Origin of the sequence: Massilia aurea, from assembly GCF_040790145.1 — a bacterium.
GTDB lineage: Bacteria > Pseudomonadota > Gammaproteobacteria > Burkholderiales > Burkholderiaceae_D > Telluria > Telluria aurea_C.
In genome coordinates, this window is the sequence record NZ_JBFMMP010000002.1 from 322,725 (window position 1) to 340,845 (window position 18,121).

The following is an 18,121-nucleotide window of genomic DNA, read 5'->3' on the forward strand; positions in this document are numbered from 1 at the left end:
GGATGTATTCATTTGAGCGAATACATGAAGGCGGCCATGTGGCGCGCCTCGTCATTGGTGATGCCGAGCGCCGGCATCAGGGTGCCGGGTTTCACGGCGGGGGGATTCTGGAGGAAGCGGATCATGTTCTCGGGCTGGTTCGGGATGCTGCCGGCGATGTAGCTGAGGCGGCCCATATACTCGAGCGACGGGCCGGCATCGCCGCCCACGCCTTGTACTTCGGGGATGAAGTGGCACGCGGCGCACTGGTATTGCTGCACCAGCAGGCGGCCGCGTTCGGGGTTGCCGCCAACGACGCGCGAGGCAGGTTCGTCCCTGGCGCAGCCGCTTGCCAGTGCTGCACAGACGAGCAGCGCACTGGCACTGAGGCAAGTCCTCAGCATTGGAAACAAGCGTTCGTATTGACGATGTGGGTTGCGCACGTTTGATTTTTCGTGAAAAAGCTGTGGCTTTTATAATACAAGGAAATTAGATGTCATTCTTTCAACTGGACGCCCTAGGCTATGCTATCGAATCGCGCACGACTTATTGTCAAGACCATGGTGCTGACCCTGCTCGGCGCAGGCACGATCGGCGCTGTTGGCGGCCTGGTCGTCCTGCGCGGCGGATTCTATGACCTGAGCGCGATCACGCAGCATTATGCGCTGGTCTACAAGGTGCTCGGCGAGGGCATGCAGTACTCGGTGCAGAACCACGCGCGCGAGGTCGTGGTGCCGCAGGGCCTGGGCACGCCGGCGCAGCTGCAGCGCGGCGCGCTTGTCTACCAGGCCAATTGCGTGCAGTGCCATGGCGGCCCGGGCGTCGCGCCCAACAGCATCGGCATGAGCATGCAGCCGGCCCCGGGCCCGCTGGTCGATGCGGACGTCAACTGGAAGACGCGCGAGCTGTACTGGATCACCCGCAACGGCATCAAGATGAGCGGCATGCCGGCCTGGGAATACCATCTGAGCGAACCGGATCTGTGGGCGGTCGTGGCCTTCGTCGGCGCCATGCCGGGCATGACGAGCCAGGATTTCAAGCGCATGACGGCCGGCGGCGCCGTGCCAGCACATGTCAAGCAGACGGCGACCGGCCGCGCGCAACAAGGGCAGGAGGGCCAGCCATGAAAGCCACAATGACCGTTGTCCTCGCATTGTCGGCACTGCTGGCCGGCTGCGCGCCGAAACTCGCGCCGGGCATCGTGGGCGACCCGATGCGCGGCAAGATCGCCGCAGCGCAGTATGCCTGCCATTCTTGCCACGTGGTGCCGGGCGTGCCGGGCTCCGATGTGCGCGTGGGCCGGCCGCTCGACGAACTGGCGCAGCAGCGCTATATCGCCGGCAAGCTGCCGAACAACCAGGCCAACCTGGTGCGCTGGATCCGCGATCCGCAGGCGATCGATCCGGGCAACGCAATGCCGGACATGGGCGTGAGCGAGCGCGATGCGATCGACATCAGCGCCTATCTGCTGAGCCACTAAGGAGATCCTTGGTATCATTCCCGGTTCTGCGCGGACCGATGGCGGTCCGCACTCACTATAGGGATGAGGGATGAAATCATGAGATTGGTGCGCTATGGCCGCCCGGGCAAGGAAAAGCCGGGCCTGTTCGATGAAGAGGGGCGCCTGCGCGACCTGTCCGGGATCATCGACGACATCGATCCGTCGCAGCTGTCCGACAAGGCGCTGCGCAAGCTGGCAAAGCTCGACCAGAAAACGCTGCCTCTCGTGCGCGGTAATCCGCGCCTGGGCGTGCCGGTCAAGGGCATCGGCAAATTCATCGGCGTGGGCATGAACTACCTCGATCACGTGCGCGAAACCGGGGCCGCCGTGCCGGCCGAACCGATTTTCTTCACCAAGGCGATCAGTTCCCTGAACGGTCCGGACGATCCGATCCAGCTGCCCAAGGGCTCGAAGAAAACCGACTGGGAAGTCGAACTCGGGGTCATCATCGGCACGCGCGCGCAGTACGTGAGCGAAGAAGACGCGCACAAGTTCGTGGCCGGGTATTGCGTCGTCAATGACCTGTCCGAGCGCGCCTTCCAGTTCGAGATGGGTTCGCAGTGGGACAAGGGCAAGGGCTGCGACACGTTCGGCCCGGTCGGCCCGTTCCTCGTCACGCGCGACGACGTCCTCGACGTGCAAGACCTCGACCTGTACCTGGAACTGAACGGCAAGCGCATGCAGACCGGGAACACGGGCAGCATGATCTTCAGCGTGGCGCAACTGGTGAGCTACGTGTCGCGCTTCATGACGCTCGAACCGGGCGACATCATCACCACCGGCACGCCGCCGGGCGTGGGCATGGGCCGCACGCCGCAGCGCTTCCTGAAAAAGGGCGACCAGCTGCGCCTGGGGATTGCGGGCCTGGGCGAGCAGCAGGCGGATGTGGTGGCGTATCCGAAGGGGTGATTTTCGCGTTGGTTGTATGCGACGGACTTGGGTTCCCGCCTCCGCGGGAACGACGTTGGTTTAGGATGTAGGGTGAGTATGAGTTTCGACTTTGCGTAAGCCCATACCCTTCGCACGTCATTCCCGGCCTCGTCGGCCACCTTGGCGGGAATCCAAGTGTGCCAGCGCCCCCCCAACCTGCGGCACGCTCGTTTGCGCCGTATTCATCACCATCGCCAGCAGCGTGTAGTAGCCGCAAATCCCCATCAGGTCGACCGCGCCCTGTTCGCCGAACAGCGCCAGCGCGTCCGCGTACACGCGGTCCGATACCGCCTTCGTCTCGTGCAGCTCGATACAGAAGTCGTGCACCACCGCCTCGTCGACCAGCATGTCGGCGGGCCGTTCACGCGCCGCGATCGCCGCGATCACCGATGCCGGAATGCCCACCTGGGCCGCGATCGGCGCATGGATCGCCCATTCCACTTGCTGGTTCCACTGGCGCGCCGTGACCAGGATCGCCAGCTCCGACAGGCGCGCCCCAATGGCGCTGCGATAGCGCAGGTATTCGCCCATGCGCTGCGCATGCAGCATCAGCTCGGGGCTGCGCAGCAGCGGCACGAACGGGCCATACACGGCGCCGCGCGGGCCGTCGATGATCTCTTGCGCGGCGGCGCGCTGGGCCGAGGTCAATGCGTGATCCGGGATGGGGCCGAGGCGTTCATTCATACGGTTCATTCATGTGAAATATCCGTCTGTTGTATCGAAATTGAATGCAGGAAAATATTCGCACGCCCTGCGTCAAAAATCAAAAGAAGTGCTTCGGCGCGCGCTTATCGTCAAGCGTCACATCCATCGCGAGGACGCCTTCATGACCCACATCATCCACCGCAACCTGCGCCATATGCCGCCCACGGCGGTCGGCGGCGAGGGCATCGTGCTGCGCGACAGCAACGGGAGAACCTACCTCGACGCCAGCAGCGGTGCGGCCGTGTCGTCGCTGGGCCACGGCCACCCGGACGTGATCGCGGCCATGCACCGCCAGATCGACCGCTGCGCCTATGCCCACACCGCATTCTTCACCACCGAAGTGGCCGAGCAACTGGCCGATCGCCTGATCGACGGCGCGCCGCAAGGCATGGGCGGCGTGTATTTCGTCTCGGGCGGTTCGGAAGCGATGGAGACCGCGCTCAAGCTGGCGCGCCAGTACTGGGTCGAGGTGGGCGAGCCGCAGCGCACGCAATTCATCGCGCGTCGCCAGAGCTACCACGGCAACACGCTCGGCGCGCTGGGCGTGGGTGGCAACGAGTGGCGCAAGCGCGCCTTCGCGCCGCTGCTGAAAGATGCATTGCGGGTCGCGCCCTGTTACGAATACCGGGGCCGCACCGGGGACTTGAGTCTCGACGATTACACCGCCGGCCTGCTCGACGAACTGGAAACGACGGTCATCAAGGCCGGCCCCGACACCATCATCGCCTTCGTCGCCGAGCCGTTAGTCGGCGCCACCGGCGGCGCGATCCCGCCCACGCCCGGCTACTTTCGCGGCGTGCGCGATATCTGCGACCGCCACCGGATCCTGTTCATCGCCGATGAAGTCATGTGCGGCATGGGCCGCACCGGCAGCATGTACGCGATCGGGCAAGAAGGCGTGGCGCCCGACATCGTGGCCATGGCCAAGGGCCTGGGCGCCGGCTATCAGCCAATCGGCGCGGTGCTGGCGCACGAGGCGATCGTCGACACGCTGCGCCAGCGCAGCGGCATATTCCAGCATGGGCACACGTATATCGGCCATCCGGTGGCGGCGGCGGCGGCGCTGGCGGTGCAGCAGGTGATCGAACGCGACGATCTGCTGGCGCAGGTGCGCAGCCGAGGCGCGCTGCTGCGCCGGATGCTGGGCGATGCGTTTGGCGCGCATGAACACGTGGGCGATATCCGCGGGCGCGGGCTGTTTCTGGCGCTGGAGTTCGTGCGCGATCGGGCGACGCAGGCGCCGTTCGCGCCGGAGCGCAAGCTGCACGCGGCGCTCAAGGCCGAGGCGATGGCGCGCGGTTTGCTGGTGTATCCGATGGGCGGGACGATCGATGGGCAGCACGGCGACCACGTGTTGCTGGCGCCGCCGTTCATCGTGAGCGAGGGGGAGTTGGGGGAGATCGTGTCGCGGCTGGTCGACGCGGTGAAGGCGGCGATCGCAGGGTGATGTGGCGTTTGTGGTACGCGGCGGACTTGGGTTCCCGCCTCCGCGGGAACGACGTGCATAAGTAGCGGACTACGGGTACAACATCTTGGTCACGTGCCTGAAAACGTCATTCCCGCGGAGGCGGGAATCCAAGTCAGCCCGCACACCAATCAGGTCACATCAAGCCACGACCTTGCGAATCCACTTCGCGATGTCCTGCACCTCTTCCAGGCACAAGGTGTGCTGCATCTGGTACGCATGCCACTCCACCTGATACCCGAGCGCCTCGACGATCTTGCGCGACTCTTCGGCGCGCGCGAACGGCACCACCGGGTCCTGCACGCCATGCGCCATGAAGATCGGCGTGCCCAGGCTCGCCTCATGGCGTTCGGCGCCGGCGACGCTCGCCAGCGGCAGATAACCCGACAGGCACAGCATGCCCGCCAGTTTCTCGGGATGGCGCAAGCCCGTTTGCAGCGTCATCGCGCAGCCCTGCGAAAAGCCGGCCAGGATGATGCGCGAGGCAGGAATGCCACGCGCTTTTTCGCGCGCGATCAGCGCTTCGACCTGCAGTTGCGAGGCACGCAGGCCGCCTTCGTCTTCGCGTCGCGTGAGGTCGGTAGCGACGATGTCGTACCACGAGCGCATCACATAGCCGCCGTTGATCGTCACCGGCATCGTGTTCGCATGCGGGAACACGAAGCGGATGCCCGGCAAGCCGGCCAGGTCGAGTTCGCGCACGAGCGGCACGAAGTCGTTGCCGTCGGCGCCCAGGCCGTGCAGCCAGACGATGGCGATTTCCGGGTTCGGGGCGGTCTCGATCTCGATATTGTCCAGCAGCTGGGTCATGGTGTCTTTCGCAATGCCGATTTGGGGCGGAAGGTGGTGCTCACCGCCGGATTGGTTTCCATGTACGGGCCGCCAATCAGGTCGATGCAGTAGGGGACGGCCGCGAAGATGCCGCCGACGACCGTGTTGCCGGCATCGTCCTTGAGGCCTTCGAGCGTTTCCTTGATCGACTTGGGCTGGCCCGGCAGGTTCATGATGAGGGCCGCATGGTCGGCAGACTCGCGGATCACCGCCGTCTGGCGCGACAGGATCGCGGTCGGCACGAAGCGCAGGCTGATCTGGCGCATCTGCTCGCCGAAGCCCGGCATCTCCTTGGTGGCGACGGCCAACGTGGCCTCGGGCGTGACGTCGCGCCGCGCCGGGCCGGTGCCACCGGTGGTGAGCACCAGGTGGCAGCGGGCCGTGTCGACCAGGTCGGTCAGCGTGGCTTCGATGGCCGCGCGCTCGTCCGGGATCAGGCGCGTCTCGAGACGGTAAGGCGTCGTGATCGCACTGGCCAGCCAGTCGTTCAGCGCCGGGATGCCCTTGTCTTCGTAGACCCCGCCGCTGGCGCGGTCGGAGACGGAGACAAGGCCGATCACCAGCATGTCGTCAGCGACAGCGTTACTCGTCGTCGGACTCGTCATCATTCGCTTCGTCGTCGGCAGCGGCAGCGGCGTCGGCTTTCTTTTTCTTTTGCAGGTCCTTGAGGATCTGGAAGATTTCGCGGAAGGCCTTTGGCGGCTTGGATTCGGCCACTTCCTTGCGCGCGTTGCGAATCAGGGTGCGCAGGTGCTGGACGTCGAGTTCCGGGTTTTCTTCGAGCAGCACGGTCAGCGCGGCGTCGTCCGACAGCAGCTTGTCGCGGCGACGTTCGAGCGCGTGCAGCGACGCCGTTTCGGCTTTCGACGCGCCTTTCCAGCTGTCGATCGTGCGCTGGATGACGGCGACTTCTTCTTCGTTCAGCGTGCGCATCTTCTTGCCCACGAACTGCAGCGCGCGACGGCGGCCTTCGTGGTTGGTGATGGTCTGGCACGTGAGGATGGCCTCGCGCACGTCCTCCGGCATCTCGACGCGCTTGACGCGATCGCGCGCTGCTTCGACGAGCTGCTCGCCGAGCTTTTGCAGCTCGTTCGACTGGCGCTTGAGCTCAGACTTGGAAGGACGGTCGTACTCTGGTTCGAACTCGTTGGACTGGAAGCCCACCGAGCCGCGATTTGGATTAGGCATGATTTGGATGATTTGATTGGCGCTGGGCCGATCAGTGAAAACAGTAAACGGCTGCTATGATAACTGTTTTAGGGCCGGCCACGAAAAACACCCATGAACGACACCCCTTTTACCCACACTCAAGATCAGCTGAAACAGCTGGCGCGTGACATGCTGGCGCTCGCGCGCGAACAGGGCGCGTCCGACGCGGCGGTCGAAATCAGTGAAGGAAGCGGGTTGTCGGTTTCTGTGCGTAAAGGCAACATCGAGACGATCGAGCAAAACAAGGACAAGGGCCTGGGCATCACGGTGTACTTCGGCCAGCGTCGCGGCAACGCCAGCACGTCCGATTTTTCCACCGACTCGCTCAAGGCCACCGTCGAAGCAGCGTCCAATATCGCCCGTTTCACGGCCGAAGACGACTGCGCCGGCCTGCCCGACGCCGACCTGATAGAAACCGCCCCGCGCGATTTGCGCCTGTTCTACCCGTGGCAGATCGCCACCGAAGAAGCCGTCGAGCTGGCGCGGCGCTGCGAAGCGGCCGCGTTCGCCGTCGACAAGCGCATCACCAATAGCGAAGGCGCCAGTGTCTACGTGCAGCAGTCGCACTTCGTCGCCGGCAATTCGCGCGGTTTTCTGGCCGGCTACCCGTTCTCGCGCCACACGATCTCGGTCGCGCCCATTGCCGGCAAAGGCAACGGGATGCAGCGCGACGACTGGTACACCTCGTCGCGCGACCCCAAACAATTGGCCCAGCCCGAAAAAGTCGGCCGCTACGCCGCCGAGCGCGCCCTGGCGCGCCTGAATGCACGCAAGCTCAGCACCCGCACCTGCCCGGTGCTGTTCGAGGCGCCGCTGGCGGCCGGCCTGCTGGGCGCGTTCGTGCAAGCCGTCTCGGGCGGTGCGCTGTACCGCAAGTCCACGTTCTTGCTCGACATGCTTGGCAAACAAGTGTTCCCGTCCCACATCCAGGTGGTGGAAGACCCGCACCTGATCGGCGGCGTCGGCTCGGCCCCGTTCGATGACGAAGGTGTCAAGACCGTGCGCCGCAAGGTCATCAAGGATGGCGTGTTGCAAGGTTATTTCTTGTCGTCGTATTCGGCGCGCAAGATGGGCATGCAAACCACGGGCAATGCCGGCGGCTCGCACAACCTCGAGATCGTTTCGACCGACACTCGCCGCACCGATGACTTCGAAGGCATGCTGCGCACGCTCGGCACGGGCCTGCTGGTTACCGAACTGATGGGGCAGGGCGTCAATTACGTCACCGGCGATTATTCGCGCGGCGCCTCCGGTTACTGGGTCGAGAACGGCGTGATCCAGTACCCGGTCGAAGAAATCACGATCGCCGGCAATATGCGCGATATGTTCCAGCAGATCGTTGCCGTCGGCACCGACACGCTGGTGCGCGGCAACAAGACCACCGGCTCGATCCTGATCGAGAAGATGGTCATTGCCGGCAACTAAGGAAACCGCATGACCCGCTTCGTTCGTATCGACAAGGAAAGCAGCCTGAAGACCGTGCTGCTCAACCTCGACCTGGTAGCCACCATCGAGCTCGCCCCCCAATCCGATCTGCTCAGTTCGAGCGGGGACGGCCGCAAGGTGTATGCCACCTTCCTGGCGCCGGATAAAACCGCGATCGCCAGCCTGCATTTCGACAGCAGCAGCGACGCCAGCGCCTGGGTCAAGGCACATCTGGGCGTCGATCTCTAATCTCTGAAAGGATCGCGCATGGCCAGCATCCAACTGTATCGAGCATTTGACTTCCGTACTGCCCAGGACTGGGACTGGACCATCACCGAGGCGGTTACAAGCCGCATCACGATCGAGGGCGGGGGCTTCAAGCAAACCTTCAGCGGCGCGTTCACCTATGTCGGCATCGACCGCGTGACCGGCACGGTCACCGGCTCATCCTTCTTCGAGAACAACGCCGAGGTCTACCGCGTCTCGGATGCGCTGCTCGATGCCGGCCGCATCGCACAATTTGCGCGCAACGAACTCGATACCCAGCAAACCTACGCCTACGTGCTTGGGGGCGCCGACACCATCACCGGCAGCGCAGGCAACGACTTCATCAACGGCTACGGTGGCATCGATACCGCGATGTACGCCGGCAGCGCCGCGAGCTACACGTTGCGGGGCAGCGACAGCTCGTTTGCCGTGACCGGCGCGGCCGGCAGCGATACCCTGGTCAACGTCGAGCGCCTGAAATTCGCCGACAAAAGTATCGCGATCGACGTCGGCGCCAACGACAATGGCGGCACCATCTACCGCCTGTACGAGGCCGCGCTCGACCGCGCGCCCGACCTGATCGGCCTGGGCTTCTGGATCGACCGCCTGGACGATGGCGCGAACATCGTCGACATCGCGGCGGATTTCATTCGCAGCGCCGAATACACCACGATGTATGGCAGCGTCACCAGCAATACCGAACTGGTGACGAAGTACTACACGAATATCCTGGACCGCGCGCCCGATGCCGGCGGCCTGGCCTATTGGTCCGGCCTGCTCGACACCGGCAAGGCAACCACCGCGCAGGTGCTCGAAGCGATCAGCGACAGCACGGAAAACATCGCGGCGGTCGCGCCCCTGATCGCCAACGGTTTCGAGTACGTGTCGTACGGCTGATTGTATCGGCCGTCTTGCGATAAAAAAGCGCCGTCGATATCGACGGCGCTTTGCATTTCAACGTTCGCTGTTACGTGTTACTTGCGCGCGCGGATCGCATTGAGTACCGGCTGCAGCACCGCAGCACCGAGGCGCGCGCTGCGTGCGCCATCCCAGCCGACCAGCGGATCCGGATCGTTGGCATTGTCCTTGAACGGCAACTCCAGCGTGAGCGACAGCGCGCCGAAGGTGTGCGTGACGTGCGGCGAACCCATGGTCAGGGTCTGGTCGGTGTACGGCGACTTGCCGTAGCCGTAGACATCCTGGAAATCCGGGCTGGCGATCTTGAAGTCGGCGATGAAGCGGTCTTGCGCCGCGCCTTGCTCCGGCGTGAAGTTCGGCAGCGACTCGCTGCCGGCCACGAACACGTACGGCAAGCCTTCGTCGCCGTGCACGTCCAGGCACACGTCCACGCCCGTCTCGTGCATCTTCTGGCGCACCAGGAACACCTCGGGGCTGCGCTCCATGCTTGGATTGAGCCACTCGCGGTTCAGGTTCGCGCCGGCCGCATTGGTGCGCAGGTTGCCGCGCACCGAGCCGTCCGGGTTCATGTTCGGCACCACGTAGAACACCGACTCTTTCAGCAGCTGGCGGCCGAACGGGTGGGCCGGGTCGAGCAGGGCGTCGAGCATGCCTTCGACGAACCATTCGGCCATCGTCTCGCCCGGGTGCTGGCGCGCGATGACCCAGACCTTCTTTTTACCTTCGGCCGGCTCGCCGACCACCAGCATGTTCAGGTCGCGGCCATCGACGGTAGAACCCAGGTCGAGCATGCGCACGTTTTCGGCCATCTGGGCGCGGTCGAGCAGCTCGAGGTGACGTTCGAACGAATACGGCTCGAAGTAGGCGTAGTACACGCTGTCCATGCCCGGCGTGTGCTCGATCGACAGCACGCTGCCGTCGAACGACGTCGGCACGCGGAACCAGTTCACGCGGTCGTAGCTCGCCATCGCCTGGTAGCCTTCCCAGCCGGCCGGATAGGCCGCCTGGCCGGCATTGAGCAGGCGAATGGTGCAGGCTTGCCCTTGCGCGCCCTGCAGGCGGAAATAGAACCACTGGATGATGTCGGCGTGCGAATCCTTGCGGATGTTCAGGTCGATGGCGTTCGCGCTCGTGGCGTTCACGACCTCGATGGCGCCAGCGTCGAATTGGCTGCTGATCTTGATAGACATGGTGTCGTCCTGTGTTGGGAATACGTCAAAGAAGAAATGATACCCGCTTTCACCGTGCTACCGCGCCCTCAGCCCGCCGAAGCGGCCGCGGTAGGCGTCGTCCGCCTCGGGCGTGGCCGCATCCTCGACGCGCAGCATGGCCAGCACGTGTTCTTCGGCGCGCTCGTGACTGAGCTGATAGATCGCGCGCGCCAGCGCATACGCATTGGCGCCCGGCCACGGATCGGGCAGCAGCGACAGCGGCAGCATCGGGTCGTGCAACTGCACGCGGCGATAGGCGTGGATCATCAGGGTGCGGATCGCGAACGCGTCTTGCGCACTCGCGTCACCTTCCGCCAGCAGGGCCGGCAGCGGCGCGAATGTCTCGATGAAGCCGCGGTACCCGAGCACCACCGCGTCGAGGTTCCAGCAGTCTTTCACCAGTTCGGGTAATGGCCGCGAGCCGGCCTCCGGCAATTCATCGGCCTGGCACACGAACACGCGGCCCTCGGCGCCTGTGCGCAGCAGGATGTCGCGCAGCAGGTCGCGATCGGGCGCCGGATGCGCCATCACGCCGGTGGCGAGCATCGCAAAACCTTCCCATTCGAGTTCCTTGCGCACCAGCGCCCGCAGGTCGCTGTCGATGCTGCCGTTCGTGGCCAGCACGAACGTCCAGCGCCCATCCCACGCCTGGCCGGGCGCCGCGTAGATGCGCCGGTTGGCGCGCTCGAAACGCGGCAGCGCGCCCGGCTCGAGCGCATAGCGGCTGCGCCGGCCTTCGCGGCTGGCCGTCAGCCAGCCTTCCTGCACCAGCCGAAACACGCTGGTGCGCACCAGCCGGTCATTCACGCCCAGGGGCGCGAGCAGCTCGATCATGCTGCCGAGCCAGAAGGCGCCGCCGTGCGGTGCGATGGCGTCGCCGCACAGCGTCATCACCAGCGACTTGTGGCGGGGCGGATCGGTGGCCAGGTGGTGGGCAATCCACGCGGTGCTCGTCATAGTGGGCTCGATATGATTCAAAATTATTGTGTACTTCCGATTTTTTGTATCGTATTATGATTCGCACAGGTTTTGCAACGGGAGAGATCCATGTACGCACAAATGGTGGAGACAGGCCTCAACAAAGTCCGCACAGAACAGGACATGAGCGCCGAAGAGGGGGCATTCCAGGCGCGCATCGACGCCGGGATCAAGATCGAACCGAAGGACTGGATGCCGGAAGCATACCGCAAGACGCTCATCCGGCAGATCTCGCAGCACGCCCATTCCGAGATCGTCGGCCAGCTGCCAGAGGGTAACTGGGTCACGCGCGCACCGACCCTGCAGCGCAAGTCGGTCCTGCTGGCCAAGATCCAGGACGAGGCCGGCCACGGCCTGTACCTGTACAGCGCCGCCGAGACCCTCGGCGTGTCGCGCGACGAGCTCCTGGCCGCGCTGCACTCGGGCAAGGCCAAATATTCGAGCATCTTCAATTACCCCACCCTGAGCTGGGCCGACATGGGTGCGATCGGCTGGCTGGTCGACGGCTCGGCGATCATCAACCAGATCCCGCTGTGCCGCTGTTCGTACGGCCCGTATGCGCGCGCCATGGTCCGCGTCTGCAAGGAAGAATCGTTCCATGCGCGCCAGGGCTACGACATCATGATGGCGCTGGCCAGGGGCACGCCGGAACAGAAGGCGATGGCGCAGGATGCCCTGAATCGCTGGTGGTGGCCGTCGCTGATGATGTTCGGCCCGTCCGATGCCGAGTCGGTCAACAGCGCGCAATCGAGCGCCTGGCGCATCAAGCTGTTCTCGAACGACGAACTGCGCCAGCGCATGGTCGACCAGACCGTGCCGCAGGCCGAGTACCTTGGGCTGACGGTGCCCGACCCCGACCTCAAATGGAATGCCGAACGCGGTTCGTATGACTTCGGCGCGATCGACTGGGCCGAGTTCTACGATGTCTTGAAAGGCAACGGCCCGTGCAACCGCGAGCGCCTGCGCACGCGCGTAAAGGCCTGGGACGATGGCGCGTGGTTCCGCGACGCCCTGGTGGCGCACGCCGACAAGCAAGCGGCAAAAAAAGCCGCCTGATCGTTGCACGTAGGGTTGGCAGCTCCGCTGCCGACGCGTCCAACACACGCCGACATACCGAAAATACGGAGACACGACAATGAGCAAAGAATGGCCCCTGTGGGAAGTCTTCATCCGCAGCCAGCACGGCCTCGCCCACAAGCACGTCGGCAGCCTGCACGCCCCTGACGCCGGGATGGCCGTCAACAATGCGCGCGACGTCTACACGCGCCGCAACGAAGGCGTCTCGATCTGGGTCGTGCGCGCTGCCGACATCGTCGCCAGCAGCCCGCATGACAAGGCGTCGTTGTTCGAGCCGGCCAACAGCAAGGTCTATCGCCACCCGACCTTCTTCCCGATGCCCGAAGAAGTCAAGAACCTGTAGGTTCAGGGAGGAGCAATCAGATGGACGCAAAGATCGACTACCTGCTGCGCCAGGGCGACAACGCCCTGATCCTGTCGCAGCAACTTTGCCAGTTGTGCGGCAAGGGCCCGGCGCTCGAAGAAGACATGGCGCTGTCGAACGTGGCGCTCGACCTGCTCGGCCAGACCCGCATGTGGTTGTCGTATGCCGGCGAACTCGAAGGCCGGGGGCGCGACGAAGACCGCCTGGCGTTCCTGCGCGACAGCGGCGAGTACCGCAACTGCCACTTGCTCGAGCAGCCCAATGGCAGTTACGCCGACGTCGTGATGCGCCAGTTTTTGTTCGATACCTGGCACTACTTCCTGATGGATGGCCTTACGCGATCAAGCGATGCGCGCATCGCCGAGATCGCGGCCAAGTCGCTCAAGGAAGTCACGTACCACCTGCGCCGCAGCGGCGACCTGGTAGTGCGCCTGGGCGACGGCACCGACACCAGCCACGCGCTGATGCAGACCGCGCTGGACGACCTGTGGATGTACAGCGGCGAAATGTTCATCTACGACGCGGTCGACGACGCGATGGTGGCAGAGGGCGTCGCGCCGGCCGCCGGGCTGCTGCGCGAACAATACCTTGCCCACCTGGCCGAGGTGTTCACGGAAGCGACGCTGGTCATGCCGTCGCCGGAGGCCTGGATGCAGCGCGGCGGCAAGGTGGGCCGCCACAGCGAGCGCCTCGGCTTCATCCTGGCCGAGATGCAGTTCCTGCAGCGCGCCTATCCGGGTGCAATGTGGTGACGATTGTGCACGACATCACGGTCGATCAGGTCTGGGCCTGGCTGGGCGAGGTCGCCGATCCGGAGATCCCCGTCATTTCCATTGTCGACCTGGGCATCGTGCGCGCCGTGGCGCTGGAAGGCGCCGCGTGCATGGTCACGATCACGCCCACGTACTCCGGCTGCCCTGCGATGACGGTGATCGCCGACAGCGTGGCCGACGCGCTGCGCGCACACGGCGTCGAGCACGTGCGCATCGTCACGCGCCTGGCGCCCGCCTGGACCACCGACTGGATGAGCGCCGCCGGCAAGGCCGCACTGACCGGCTACGGCATCGCCCCGCCCGTGCAACAGGCGATCGACATCAGCGGCCTGCACGCCGGCATCCGCCGCCGAGCCGCGCCAGACGTGCGCTGCCCTCACTGCGGTTCGGCCCACACCCAGCTGACCAGCGAATTCGGCTCGACCCCGTGCAAGGCGCTCTACAAATGCGGCGATTGCCGCGAGCCGTTCGATTACTTCAAGTGCCACTAGCCAGCATGAGCCAATTCCATCCACTCACCGTCAGCCAGGTGAAGCACGAAACGCGCGACGCGGTGTGCGTGACGTTCGCCGTGCCGCCGGCACTGAAAGCCACCTTCGCCTACCGCCAGGGCCAGCACCTGACGCTGCGCGCCACGATCGATGGCGACGATGTGCGCCGCTCGTATTCGATTTGCTCGGCGGTGCAGGATGACGTGCTGCGGGTGGCGATCAAGCGTACGCCGGGCGGGCAGTTTTCAACCTGGGCCAACGAGCACCTGCAGCCCGGGGCGCAGCTGGGCGTGATGCCCCCGAGCGGCAACTTCAACGTGCCGCTCGACGCGGCCAGCCATCGCCACTACCTGGCGTTTGCCGCCGGCAGCGGGATCACGCCGATCCTGTCGATCGTCAAGACCACCCTCTTGAGCGAACCGGGCAGCCGCTTCACCATTGTGTACGGCAACCGGGCCTCGTCGAGCGTGCTGTTTCGCGACGAGCTGACGGATCTGAAAGACCAGTACATGGACCGCCTGCGACTGGTGTATGTGATGAGCCGCGAGCAGCAGGACATCGAACTGTTCAACGGCCGCATCACCGAAGACAAGTGCACGCAGTTCCTGCGCCAGTGGATCGACATCAAGGCCATCGACGTCGCCTTCATCTGCGGGCCCGAAGACATGATGCATGGCGTCTCGCGTTCGCTGCAGGCGGCCGGGCTGGCGAAAGAGCAGATTCGCATCGAGCTGTTCGCGGCCGCTGTGCCAACGCGCGAGCGCACGCCACGCGCAACCGCAGTCGCCGCGCGGCACACGACGGAAGTGACCGTGATCATGGACGGCAGCGCGGCCAGCTTCACGATGGACAAGGACACCGAGTCGCTGCTCGAAGCCGGCCTGCGCGCCGGCATCGACATGCGCTACGCATGCAAGGGCGGCGTGTGCTCGACCTGCCGCTGCAAGGTGCTCGATGGCGAAGTGGAGATGGACGTGAACTATGCGCTGGAAGACTACGAGGTCGCGCGCGGGTTCGTGCTCAGTTGCCAGAGTTTTCCGGTGACGGACAGGGTGGTGGTGGACTTCGATATCGCGGAGTAGTAGCGGCGAACAGATTCTGGCCCGCCCCCCCCCCACACGTCGTTCCCGCGGAGGCGGGAACCTAAGTTGACTTTCGTGGCAGACCAGCGAACTTGGGTTCCCGCCTCCGCGGGAACGACGTGCAAATGACAACAATAAAATCGGAGACAACGATGAACGACGACTACGACACCATCCAGTTCAGGATCGACAGCGGCGTCGCGCTCCTGACCCTGAACCGCCCCGATCGCCTCAACAGCTTCACGCAGGCCATGCACCTGGACGTGCGCGACGCGCTCGCCCGCGTGCAGGCTGACCAGACCGTGCGCGTGCTGGTGCTGACCGGCGCCGGCCGCGGCTTTTGCGCCGGCCAGGATCTCGCTGACCGCGCCGTCGACCCCGGCGCCCCCAGCGTCGACCTGGGCGCCTCGGTCGAGCAGTTCTATGCCCCGCTCGTGCTGACGTTGAAGAATCTTCCAATGCCCGTCATCTGCGCCGTCAACGGCGTGGCCGCCGGCGCCGGCGCCAATCTGGCGCTGGCCTGCGACATCGTGCTGGCCGCGCAATCGGCCACCTTCATCGAAGCCTTCAGCAAACTGGGCCTGATCCCCGACACCGGCGGTACTTGGCACCTGCCACGCCTGATCGGCCCCGCGCGCGCGATGGGCCTGGCGATGCTCGGCGAAAAACTCAGCGCCGAGAAAGCCGAAGCCTGGGGCCTGATCTGGCGCTGCGTGCCCGACGAAGCGCTGATGGACGAAGCGCTGGCCATGGCCAAGCACTTCGCCACGGCCCCGACCAAGGGCCTGGCGTTCACCAAGCGCGCCTTTCAGGCCAGCTATGCCAACACGCTCGAAGCGCAGTTGCAGCTCGAGGCCGACATGATGCGCGAACTCGGTAACAGCCATGACTACCGCGAAGGTGTCGCCGCCTTCCTGGCCAAGCGCACGCCGCTTTTCAAGGGAGCGTGAGCATGCACCCCTTGCCACCAGAGTCGATCATCGCCGTCATCGGCAGCGGCGCGATGGGCGCCGGGATCGCCCAGGTCGCGGCCACTGCCGGCCACCAGGTGCTGCTGTTCGATACCCGGCCGGGCGCCGCCGACGAGGCGATCGCCCAGGTGGGCGCCACCTGGGCGCGCCTGGTCGCGAAAGGCCGCATGGGCGCTGTCGAATCCGACCTCGCGCGCGAGCGCCTGCGCTGCATCGACACCTTGCACGGCGCCGCCGGCGCGGCCCTCGTCATCGAGGCCATCGTCGAGAACCTCGAGGTGAAGCGGGCGCTGTTCGCCGAACTCGAAGACGTCGTCGCCAGCGACTGCGTCCTCGCGACCAACACGTCATCGATCTCGGTCACCGCCATCGGCGCGGAGCTGGCGCATCCCGAACGCCTGGTCGGCATGCACTTCTTCAATCCGGCGCCGCTGATGGCGCTGGTCGAAGTCGTGAGCGGCCTGGCGACCGATCAAACAATCGCAGACGTCGTGTATGCCACCGCAGAAAAATGGGGCAAGAGCCCCGTGCATGCGAAATCGACGCCCGGCTTCATCGTCAACCGCGTCGCCCGGCCGTTCTATGGCGAAGCCTTGCGCCTGCTGCTCGAACAAAGCGCCGACGTGGCCACGCTCGACGCAGTGATGCGCGACTGCGGCGGCTTTCGCATGGGTCCCTTCGAGCTGATGGACCTGATCGGCCACGACGTCAATTTTTCGGTCACCACATCAGTGTTCGCCGCGTACTTCGGCGACCCGCGTTTCACGCCCTCGGTGCTGCAGCAAGAACTGGTCAACGCGGGATTTTTAGGCCGCAAGACGGGGCGCGGCTTTTACCGGTATGGCGACGATGCGGCCAAGCCGGTCGCGCAAGCCGAAGCCCCCTGCGACCAGCCGGCGGCGGTGAAGTACGCGGGCGCACCGGGCAGTGTGGATGCCCTGGTCGCGCGCATGCAAGCCGCCGGCATCGCCATGACCGCGATCGAGGCCGCGCCGGGCCTGTACTGCGGCGGCGTGGCGATTTATCTGACCGATGGCCGCAGCGCCACCGAACGCGCGCAGGCGGACAACCACCGCGACACGATCGTGTTCGACCTGCTGTTCGATGCCGCCAGCGCGCCGCGCATCGCGCTCGCGCGTGCAGATCGATGCAGCGACGATGCATGGCGCGCCGCAGTGGGCCTGTTCCAGGCCGCCGGCTTCATCGTCACGCGCCTGGACGACGTGCCCGGCCTGGCCGTGATGCGTACGGTGGCGATGCTGGCCAACGAAGCAGCCGACGCCGTCCACCAGGGCGTGTGCAGCGCGCGCGCCGTGGACATCGCGATGCAGAAGGGCGTGAACTATCCGCGCGGCCCGCTGGGCTGGCTCGACGCGACCGGTATGGGGCAGGTCGTGACGGTGCTGACGAATCTGGCCGCCACATATGGCGAAGACCGCTACCGCGTCTCGCCGCTGCTGCGCCGCAAGCTGGCCGCCGATCCGCAAGGAGCGCGCTTTCATGATTAGCGATCCCCAGGCACTGGCCGAACTGGCTGGCCGCACGATGTTCGAGCGCGACCCGGCCAGCCAGGCGCTGGGCATGGCGCTGGCCGAGATCCGCCCCGGTTACGCGCGCATGACGATGACCGTGCGCGCCGACATGCTCAACGGGCACGCGACCTGCCACGGCGGCTACATCTTCATGCTGGCCGACAGCGCGTTTGCCTTCGCCTGCAATTCGCACAATCTGAGCACCGTGGGCGCCGGCTGCACCATCGACTATCTCGCGCCGGGCCGCGTGGGCGACGTGCTGGTGGCCGAAGCCGTCGAGCAGGCATTGCAGGGCAAGACTGGCATCTATGACGTTACGGTGAAGGCCGAAGACGGGCGCATGATCGCGCTGTTTCGCGGCAAATCACACCGTGTGAGCGGCACCGTGGCGGCCTGACACAATCAAGGAGTT

22 protein-coding genes are annotated in these 18,121 nt (G+C 65.2%); 15 read left to right on the forward strand and 7 right to left on the reverse strand.

What is annotated here, in order from left to right; genetic code table 11:
- Positions 1 to 8: 8 nt before the first annotated feature.
- Positions 9 to 383 carry a c-type cytochrome gene (locus AB2N08_RS05985; protein ID WP_367609716.1) on the reverse strand — a complete coding sequence of 125 codons (375 nt, stop codon included), beginning with the start codon at positions 381 to 383 and terminating at the stop codon, positions 9 to 11.
- Positions 384 to 539: 156 nt separating this feature from the next.
- On the opposite strand from AB2N08_RS05985, the gene AB2N08_RS05990 reads away from it, so the two are divergent.
- From AB2N08_RS05990 to AB2N08_RS06000, 3 genes are all read left to right on the forward strand, one after another.
- Complete coding sequence (locus tag AB2N08_RS05990) at positions 540 to 1,106, forward strand: c-type cytochrome (RefSeq protein WP_367609717.1); 567 nt, start codon at positions 540 to 542, stop codon at positions 1,104 to 1,106.
- Complete coding sequence (locus AB2N08_RS05995) at positions 1,103 to 1,459, forward strand: c-type cytochrome (protein WP_367609718.1); 357 nt, start codon at positions 1,103 to 1,105, stop codon at positions 1,457 to 1,459. The genes AB2N08_RS05990 and AB2N08_RS05995 overlap by 4 nt, the downstream gene beginning before the upstream one ends.
- Before the next feature lie 78 nt (positions 1,460 to 1,537).
- Positions 1,538 to 2,389 (forward strand): fumarylacetoacetate hydrolase family protein, encoded by an 852-nt coding sequence (locus AB2N08_RS06000; protein WP_367609719.1) that lies wholly within the window; start codon positions 1,538 to 1,540, stop codon positions 2,387 to 2,389.
- Positions 2,390 to 2,506: 117 nt separating this feature from the next.
- On the opposite strand, the gene AB2N08_RS06005 is transcribed toward AB2N08_RS06000, so the two are convergent.
- Positions 2,507 to 3,094: a carboxymuconolactone decarboxylase family protein gene (locus tag AB2N08_RS06005; protein WP_367609859.1), complete on the reverse strand. Its 588-nt coding sequence runs from the start codon at positions 3,092 to 3,094 to the stop codon at positions 2,507 to 2,509.
- Positions 3,095 to 3,236: 142 nt separating this feature from the next.
- Here AB2N08_RS06005 and AB2N08_RS06010 point away from each other — a divergent pair, with 142 nt between their 5' ends.
- The gene (locus AB2N08_RS06010; protein ID WP_367609720.1) at positions 3,237 to 4,562 is read left to right on the forward strand and encodes an aspartate aminotransferase family protein; all 1,326 of its coding nucleotides are present in this window, start codon (positions 3,237 to 3,239) and stop codon (positions 4,560 to 4,562) included.
- Between the two features lie 159 nt (positions 4,563 to 4,721).
- On the opposite strand, the gene AB2N08_RS06015 is transcribed toward AB2N08_RS06010, so the two are convergent.
- From AB2N08_RS06015 to yjgA, 3 genes are read right to left on the reverse strand one after another with little or no spacing between them, the layout of a single operon-like run.
- On the reverse strand, positions 4,722 to 5,390 hold the full coding sequence (locus AB2N08_RS06015; RefSeq protein ID WP_367609721.1) for an alpha/beta hydrolase: 669 nt from the start codon (positions 5,388 to 5,390) through the stop codon (positions 4,722 to 4,724).
- Positions 5,387 to 6,016 (reverse strand): molybdopterin adenylyltransferase, encoded by a 630-nt coding sequence (mog, locus tag AB2N08_RS06020; protein WP_367609722.1) that lies wholly within the window; start codon positions 6,014 to 6,016, stop codon positions 5,387 to 5,389. The genes AB2N08_RS06015 and mog overlap by 4 nt, the downstream gene beginning before the upstream one ends.
- Positions 5,994 to 6,599: a ribosome biogenesis factor YjgA gene (yjgA, locus tag AB2N08_RS06025; protein WP_367609723.1), complete on the reverse strand. Its 606-nt coding sequence runs from the start codon at positions 6,597 to 6,599 to the stop codon at positions 5,994 to 5,996. The genes mog and yjgA overlap by 23 nt, the downstream gene beginning before the upstream one ends.
- A gap of 93 nt (positions 6,600 to 6,692) precedes the next feature.
- Here yjgA and pmbA point away from each other — a divergent pair, with 93 nt between their 5' ends.
- The 3 genes from pmbA to AB2N08_RS06040 are packed head-to-tail and all read left to right on the forward strand — an operon-like array spanning position 6,693 to position 9,209.
- Positions 6,693 to 8,045, forward strand: a complete 1,353-nt coding sequence (gene pmbA / locus AB2N08_RS06030; protein WP_367609724.1) for a metalloprotease PmbA — start codon at positions 6,693 to 6,695, stop codon at positions 8,043 to 8,045.
- Positions 8,046 to 8,054: 9 nt separating this feature from the next.
- Positions 8,055 to 8,294 carry a hypothetical protein gene (locus AB2N08_RS06035; protein WP_367609725.1) on the forward strand — a complete coding sequence of 80 codons (240 nt, stop codon included), beginning with the start codon at positions 8,055 to 8,057 and terminating at the stop codon, positions 8,292 to 8,294.
- A gap of 18 nt (positions 8,295 to 8,312) precedes the next feature.
- Entirely contained in the window at positions 8,313 to 9,209 is an 897-nt protein-coding gene (locus AB2N08_RS06040; RefSeq protein ID WP_367609726.1) for a DUF4214 domain-containing protein, read from the forward strand.
- Positions 9,210 to 9,286: 77 nt separating this feature from the next.
- Here the strand turns inward: AB2N08_RS06040 and AB2N08_RS06045 are convergent, their stop codons facing one another.
- Together AB2N08_RS06045 and paaX are read right to left on the reverse strand one after the other, a co-directional pair.
- Positions 9,287 to 10,420, reverse strand: a complete 1,134-nt coding sequence (locus tag AB2N08_RS06045) for a M14 family metallopeptidase (RefSeq protein WP_367609727.1) — start codon at positions 10,418 to 10,420, stop codon at positions 9,287 to 9,289.
- Positions 10,421 to 10,477: 57 nt separating this feature from the next.
- Positions 10,478 to 11,398, reverse strand: coding sequence for a phenylacetic acid degradation operon negative regulatory protein PaaX (gene paaX / locus AB2N08_RS06050; RefSeq protein WP_367609728.1), 921 nt, complete (start codon positions 11,396 to 11,398; stop codon positions 10,478 to 10,480).
- Between the two features lie 90 nt (positions 11,399 to 11,488).
- On the opposite strand from paaX, the gene paaA reads away from it, so the two are divergent.
- From paaA to paaI, 8 genes are all read left to right on the forward strand, one after another.
- Positions 11,489 to 12,475 (forward strand): 1,2-phenylacetyl-CoA epoxidase subunit PaaA, encoded by a 987-nt coding sequence (gene paaA, locus AB2N08_RS06055; protein ID WP_367609729.1) that lies wholly within the window; start codon positions 11,489 to 11,491, stop codon positions 12,473 to 12,475.
- 79 nt (positions 12,476 to 12,554) lie between these two features.
- A complete protein-coding gene (paaB, locus tag AB2N08_RS06060; protein WP_258835708.1) occupies positions 12,555 to 12,839 on the forward strand; it encodes a 1,2-phenylacetyl-CoA epoxidase subunit PaaB in 285 nt (94 codons plus the stop codon).
- A 20-nt stretch (positions 12,840 to 12,859) separates the two neighbouring features.
- A complete protein-coding gene (paaC, locus tag AB2N08_RS06065; protein WP_367609730.1) occupies positions 12,860 to 13,612 on the forward strand; it encodes a 1,2-phenylacetyl-CoA epoxidase subunit PaaC in 753 nt (250 codons plus the stop codon).
- Entirely contained in the window at positions 13,609 to 14,124 is a 516-nt protein-coding gene (paaD, locus tag AB2N08_RS06070) for a 1,2-phenylacetyl-CoA epoxidase subunit PaaD (RefSeq protein WP_367609731.1), read from the forward strand. Before paaC ends, paaD begins: the two co-directional genes overlap by 4 nt.
- 5 nt (positions 14,125 to 14,129) lie before the next feature.
- On the forward strand, positions 14,130 to 15,206 hold the full coding sequence (gene paaE, locus AB2N08_RS06075; protein ID WP_367609732.1) for a 1,2-phenylacetyl-CoA epoxidase subunit PaaE: 1,077 nt from the start codon (positions 14,130 to 14,132) through the stop codon (positions 15,204 to 15,206).
- A gap of 152 nt (positions 15,207 to 15,358) precedes the next feature.
- Entirely contained in the window at positions 15,359 to 16,156 is a 798-nt protein-coding gene (gene paaG / locus AB2N08_RS06080) for a 2-(1,2-epoxy-1,2-dihydrophenyl)acetyl-CoA isomerase PaaG (RefSeq protein WP_367609733.1), read from the forward strand.
- Between the two features lie 2 nt (positions 16,157 to 16,158).
- Positions 16,159 to 17,685, forward strand: coding sequence for a 3-hydroxyacyl-CoA dehydrogenase PaaH (gene paaH, locus AB2N08_RS06085; RefSeq protein WP_367609734.1), 1,527 nt, complete (start codon positions 16,159 to 16,161; stop codon positions 17,683 to 17,685).
- On the forward strand, positions 17,678 to 18,106 hold the full coding sequence (paaI, locus tag AB2N08_RS06090; protein WP_367609735.1) for a hydroxyphenylacetyl-CoA thioesterase PaaI: 429 nt from the start codon (positions 17,678 to 17,680) through the stop codon (positions 18,104 to 18,106). The genes paaH and paaI overlap by 8 nt, the downstream gene beginning before the upstream one ends.
- Positions 18,107 to 18,121: the final 15 nt, after the last annotated feature.

Bases quoted from the DNA above. Each gene is read 5' to 3' on its own strand.
- AB2N08_RS06015 (WP_367609721.1), bottom strand. From the start codon at position 5,390: ATGACCCAGCTGCTGGACAATATCGAGATCGAGACCGCCCCGAACCCG.
- mog (WP_367609722.1), bottom strand. From the start codon at position 6,016: ATGACGAGTCCGACGACGAGTAACGCTGTCGCTGACGACATGCTGGTG.
- AB2N08_RS06010 (WP_367609720.1), top strand. From the start codon at position 3,237: ATGACCCACATCATCCACCGCAACCTGCGCCATATGCCGCCCACGGCG.
- AB2N08_RS06035 (WP_367609725.1), top strand. From the start codon at position 8,055: ATGACCCGCTTCGTTCGTATCGACAAGGAAAGCAGCCTGAAGACCGTG.
- pmbA (WP_367609724.1), top strand. From the start codon at position 6,693: ATGAACGACACCCCTTTTACCCACACTCAAGATCAGCTGAAACAGCTG.
- paaG (WP_367609733.1), top strand. From the start codon at position 15,359: ATGAACGACGACTACGACACCATCCAGTTCAGGATCGACAGCGGCGTC.
- AB2N08_RS05995 (WP_367609718.1), top strand. From the start codon at position 1,103: ATGAAAGCCACAATGACCGTTGTCCTCGCATTGTCGGCACTGCTGGCC.
- paaH (WP_367609734.1), top strand. From the start codon at position 16,159: ATGCACCCCTTGCCACCAGAGTCGATCATCGCCGTCATCGGCAGCGGC.
- AB2N08_RS06000 (WP_367609719.1), top strand. From the start codon at position 1,538: ATGAGATTGGTGCGCTATGGCCGCCCGGGCAAGGAAAAGCCGGGCCTG.
- paaC (WP_367609730.1), top strand. From the start codon at position 12,860: ATGGACGCAAAGATCGACTACCTGCTGCGCCAGGGCGACAACGCCCTG.
- AB2N08_RS05990 (WP_367609717.1), top strand. From the start codon at position 540: ATGGTGCTGACCCTGCTCGGCGCAGGCACGATCGGCGCTGTTGGCGGC.
- paaE (WP_367609732.1), top strand. From the start codon at position 14,130: ATGAGCCAATTCCATCCACTCACCGTCAGCCAGGTGAAGCACGAAACG.
- paaA (WP_367609729.1), top strand. From the start codon at position 11,489: ATGTACGCACAAATGGTGGAGACAGGCCTCAACAAAGTCCGCACAGAA.
- paaB (WP_258835708.1), top strand. From the start codon at position 12,555: ATGAGCAAAGAATGGCCCCTGTGGGAAGTCTTCATCCGCAGCCAGCAC.
- yjgA (WP_367609723.1), bottom strand. From the start codon at position 6,599: ATGCCTAATCCAAATCGCGGCTCGGTGGGCTTCCAGTCCAACGAGTTC.
- paaX (WP_367609728.1), bottom strand. From the start codon at position 11,398: ATGACGAGCACCGCGTGGATTGCCCACCACCTGGCCACCGATCCGCCC.
- AB2N08_RS05985 (WP_367609716.1), bottom strand. From the start codon at position 383: ATGCTGAGGACTTGCCTCAGTGCCAGTGCGCTGCTCGTCTGTGCAGCA.
- AB2N08_RS06045 (WP_367609727.1), bottom strand. From the start codon at position 10,420: ATGTCTATCAAGATCAGCAGCCAATTCGACGCTGGCGCCATCGAGGTC.
- AB2N08_RS06005 (WP_367609859.1), bottom strand. From the start codon at position 3,094: ATGAATGAACGCCTCGGCCCCATCCCGGATCACGCATTGACCTCGGCC.
- AB2N08_RS06040 (WP_367609726.1), top strand. From the start codon at position 8,313: ATGGCCAGCATCCAACTGTATCGAGCATTTGACTTCCGTACTGCCCAG.
- paaI (WP_367609735.1), top strand. From the start codon at position 17,678: ATGATTAGCGATCCCCAGGCACTGGCCGAACTGGCTGGCCGCACGATG.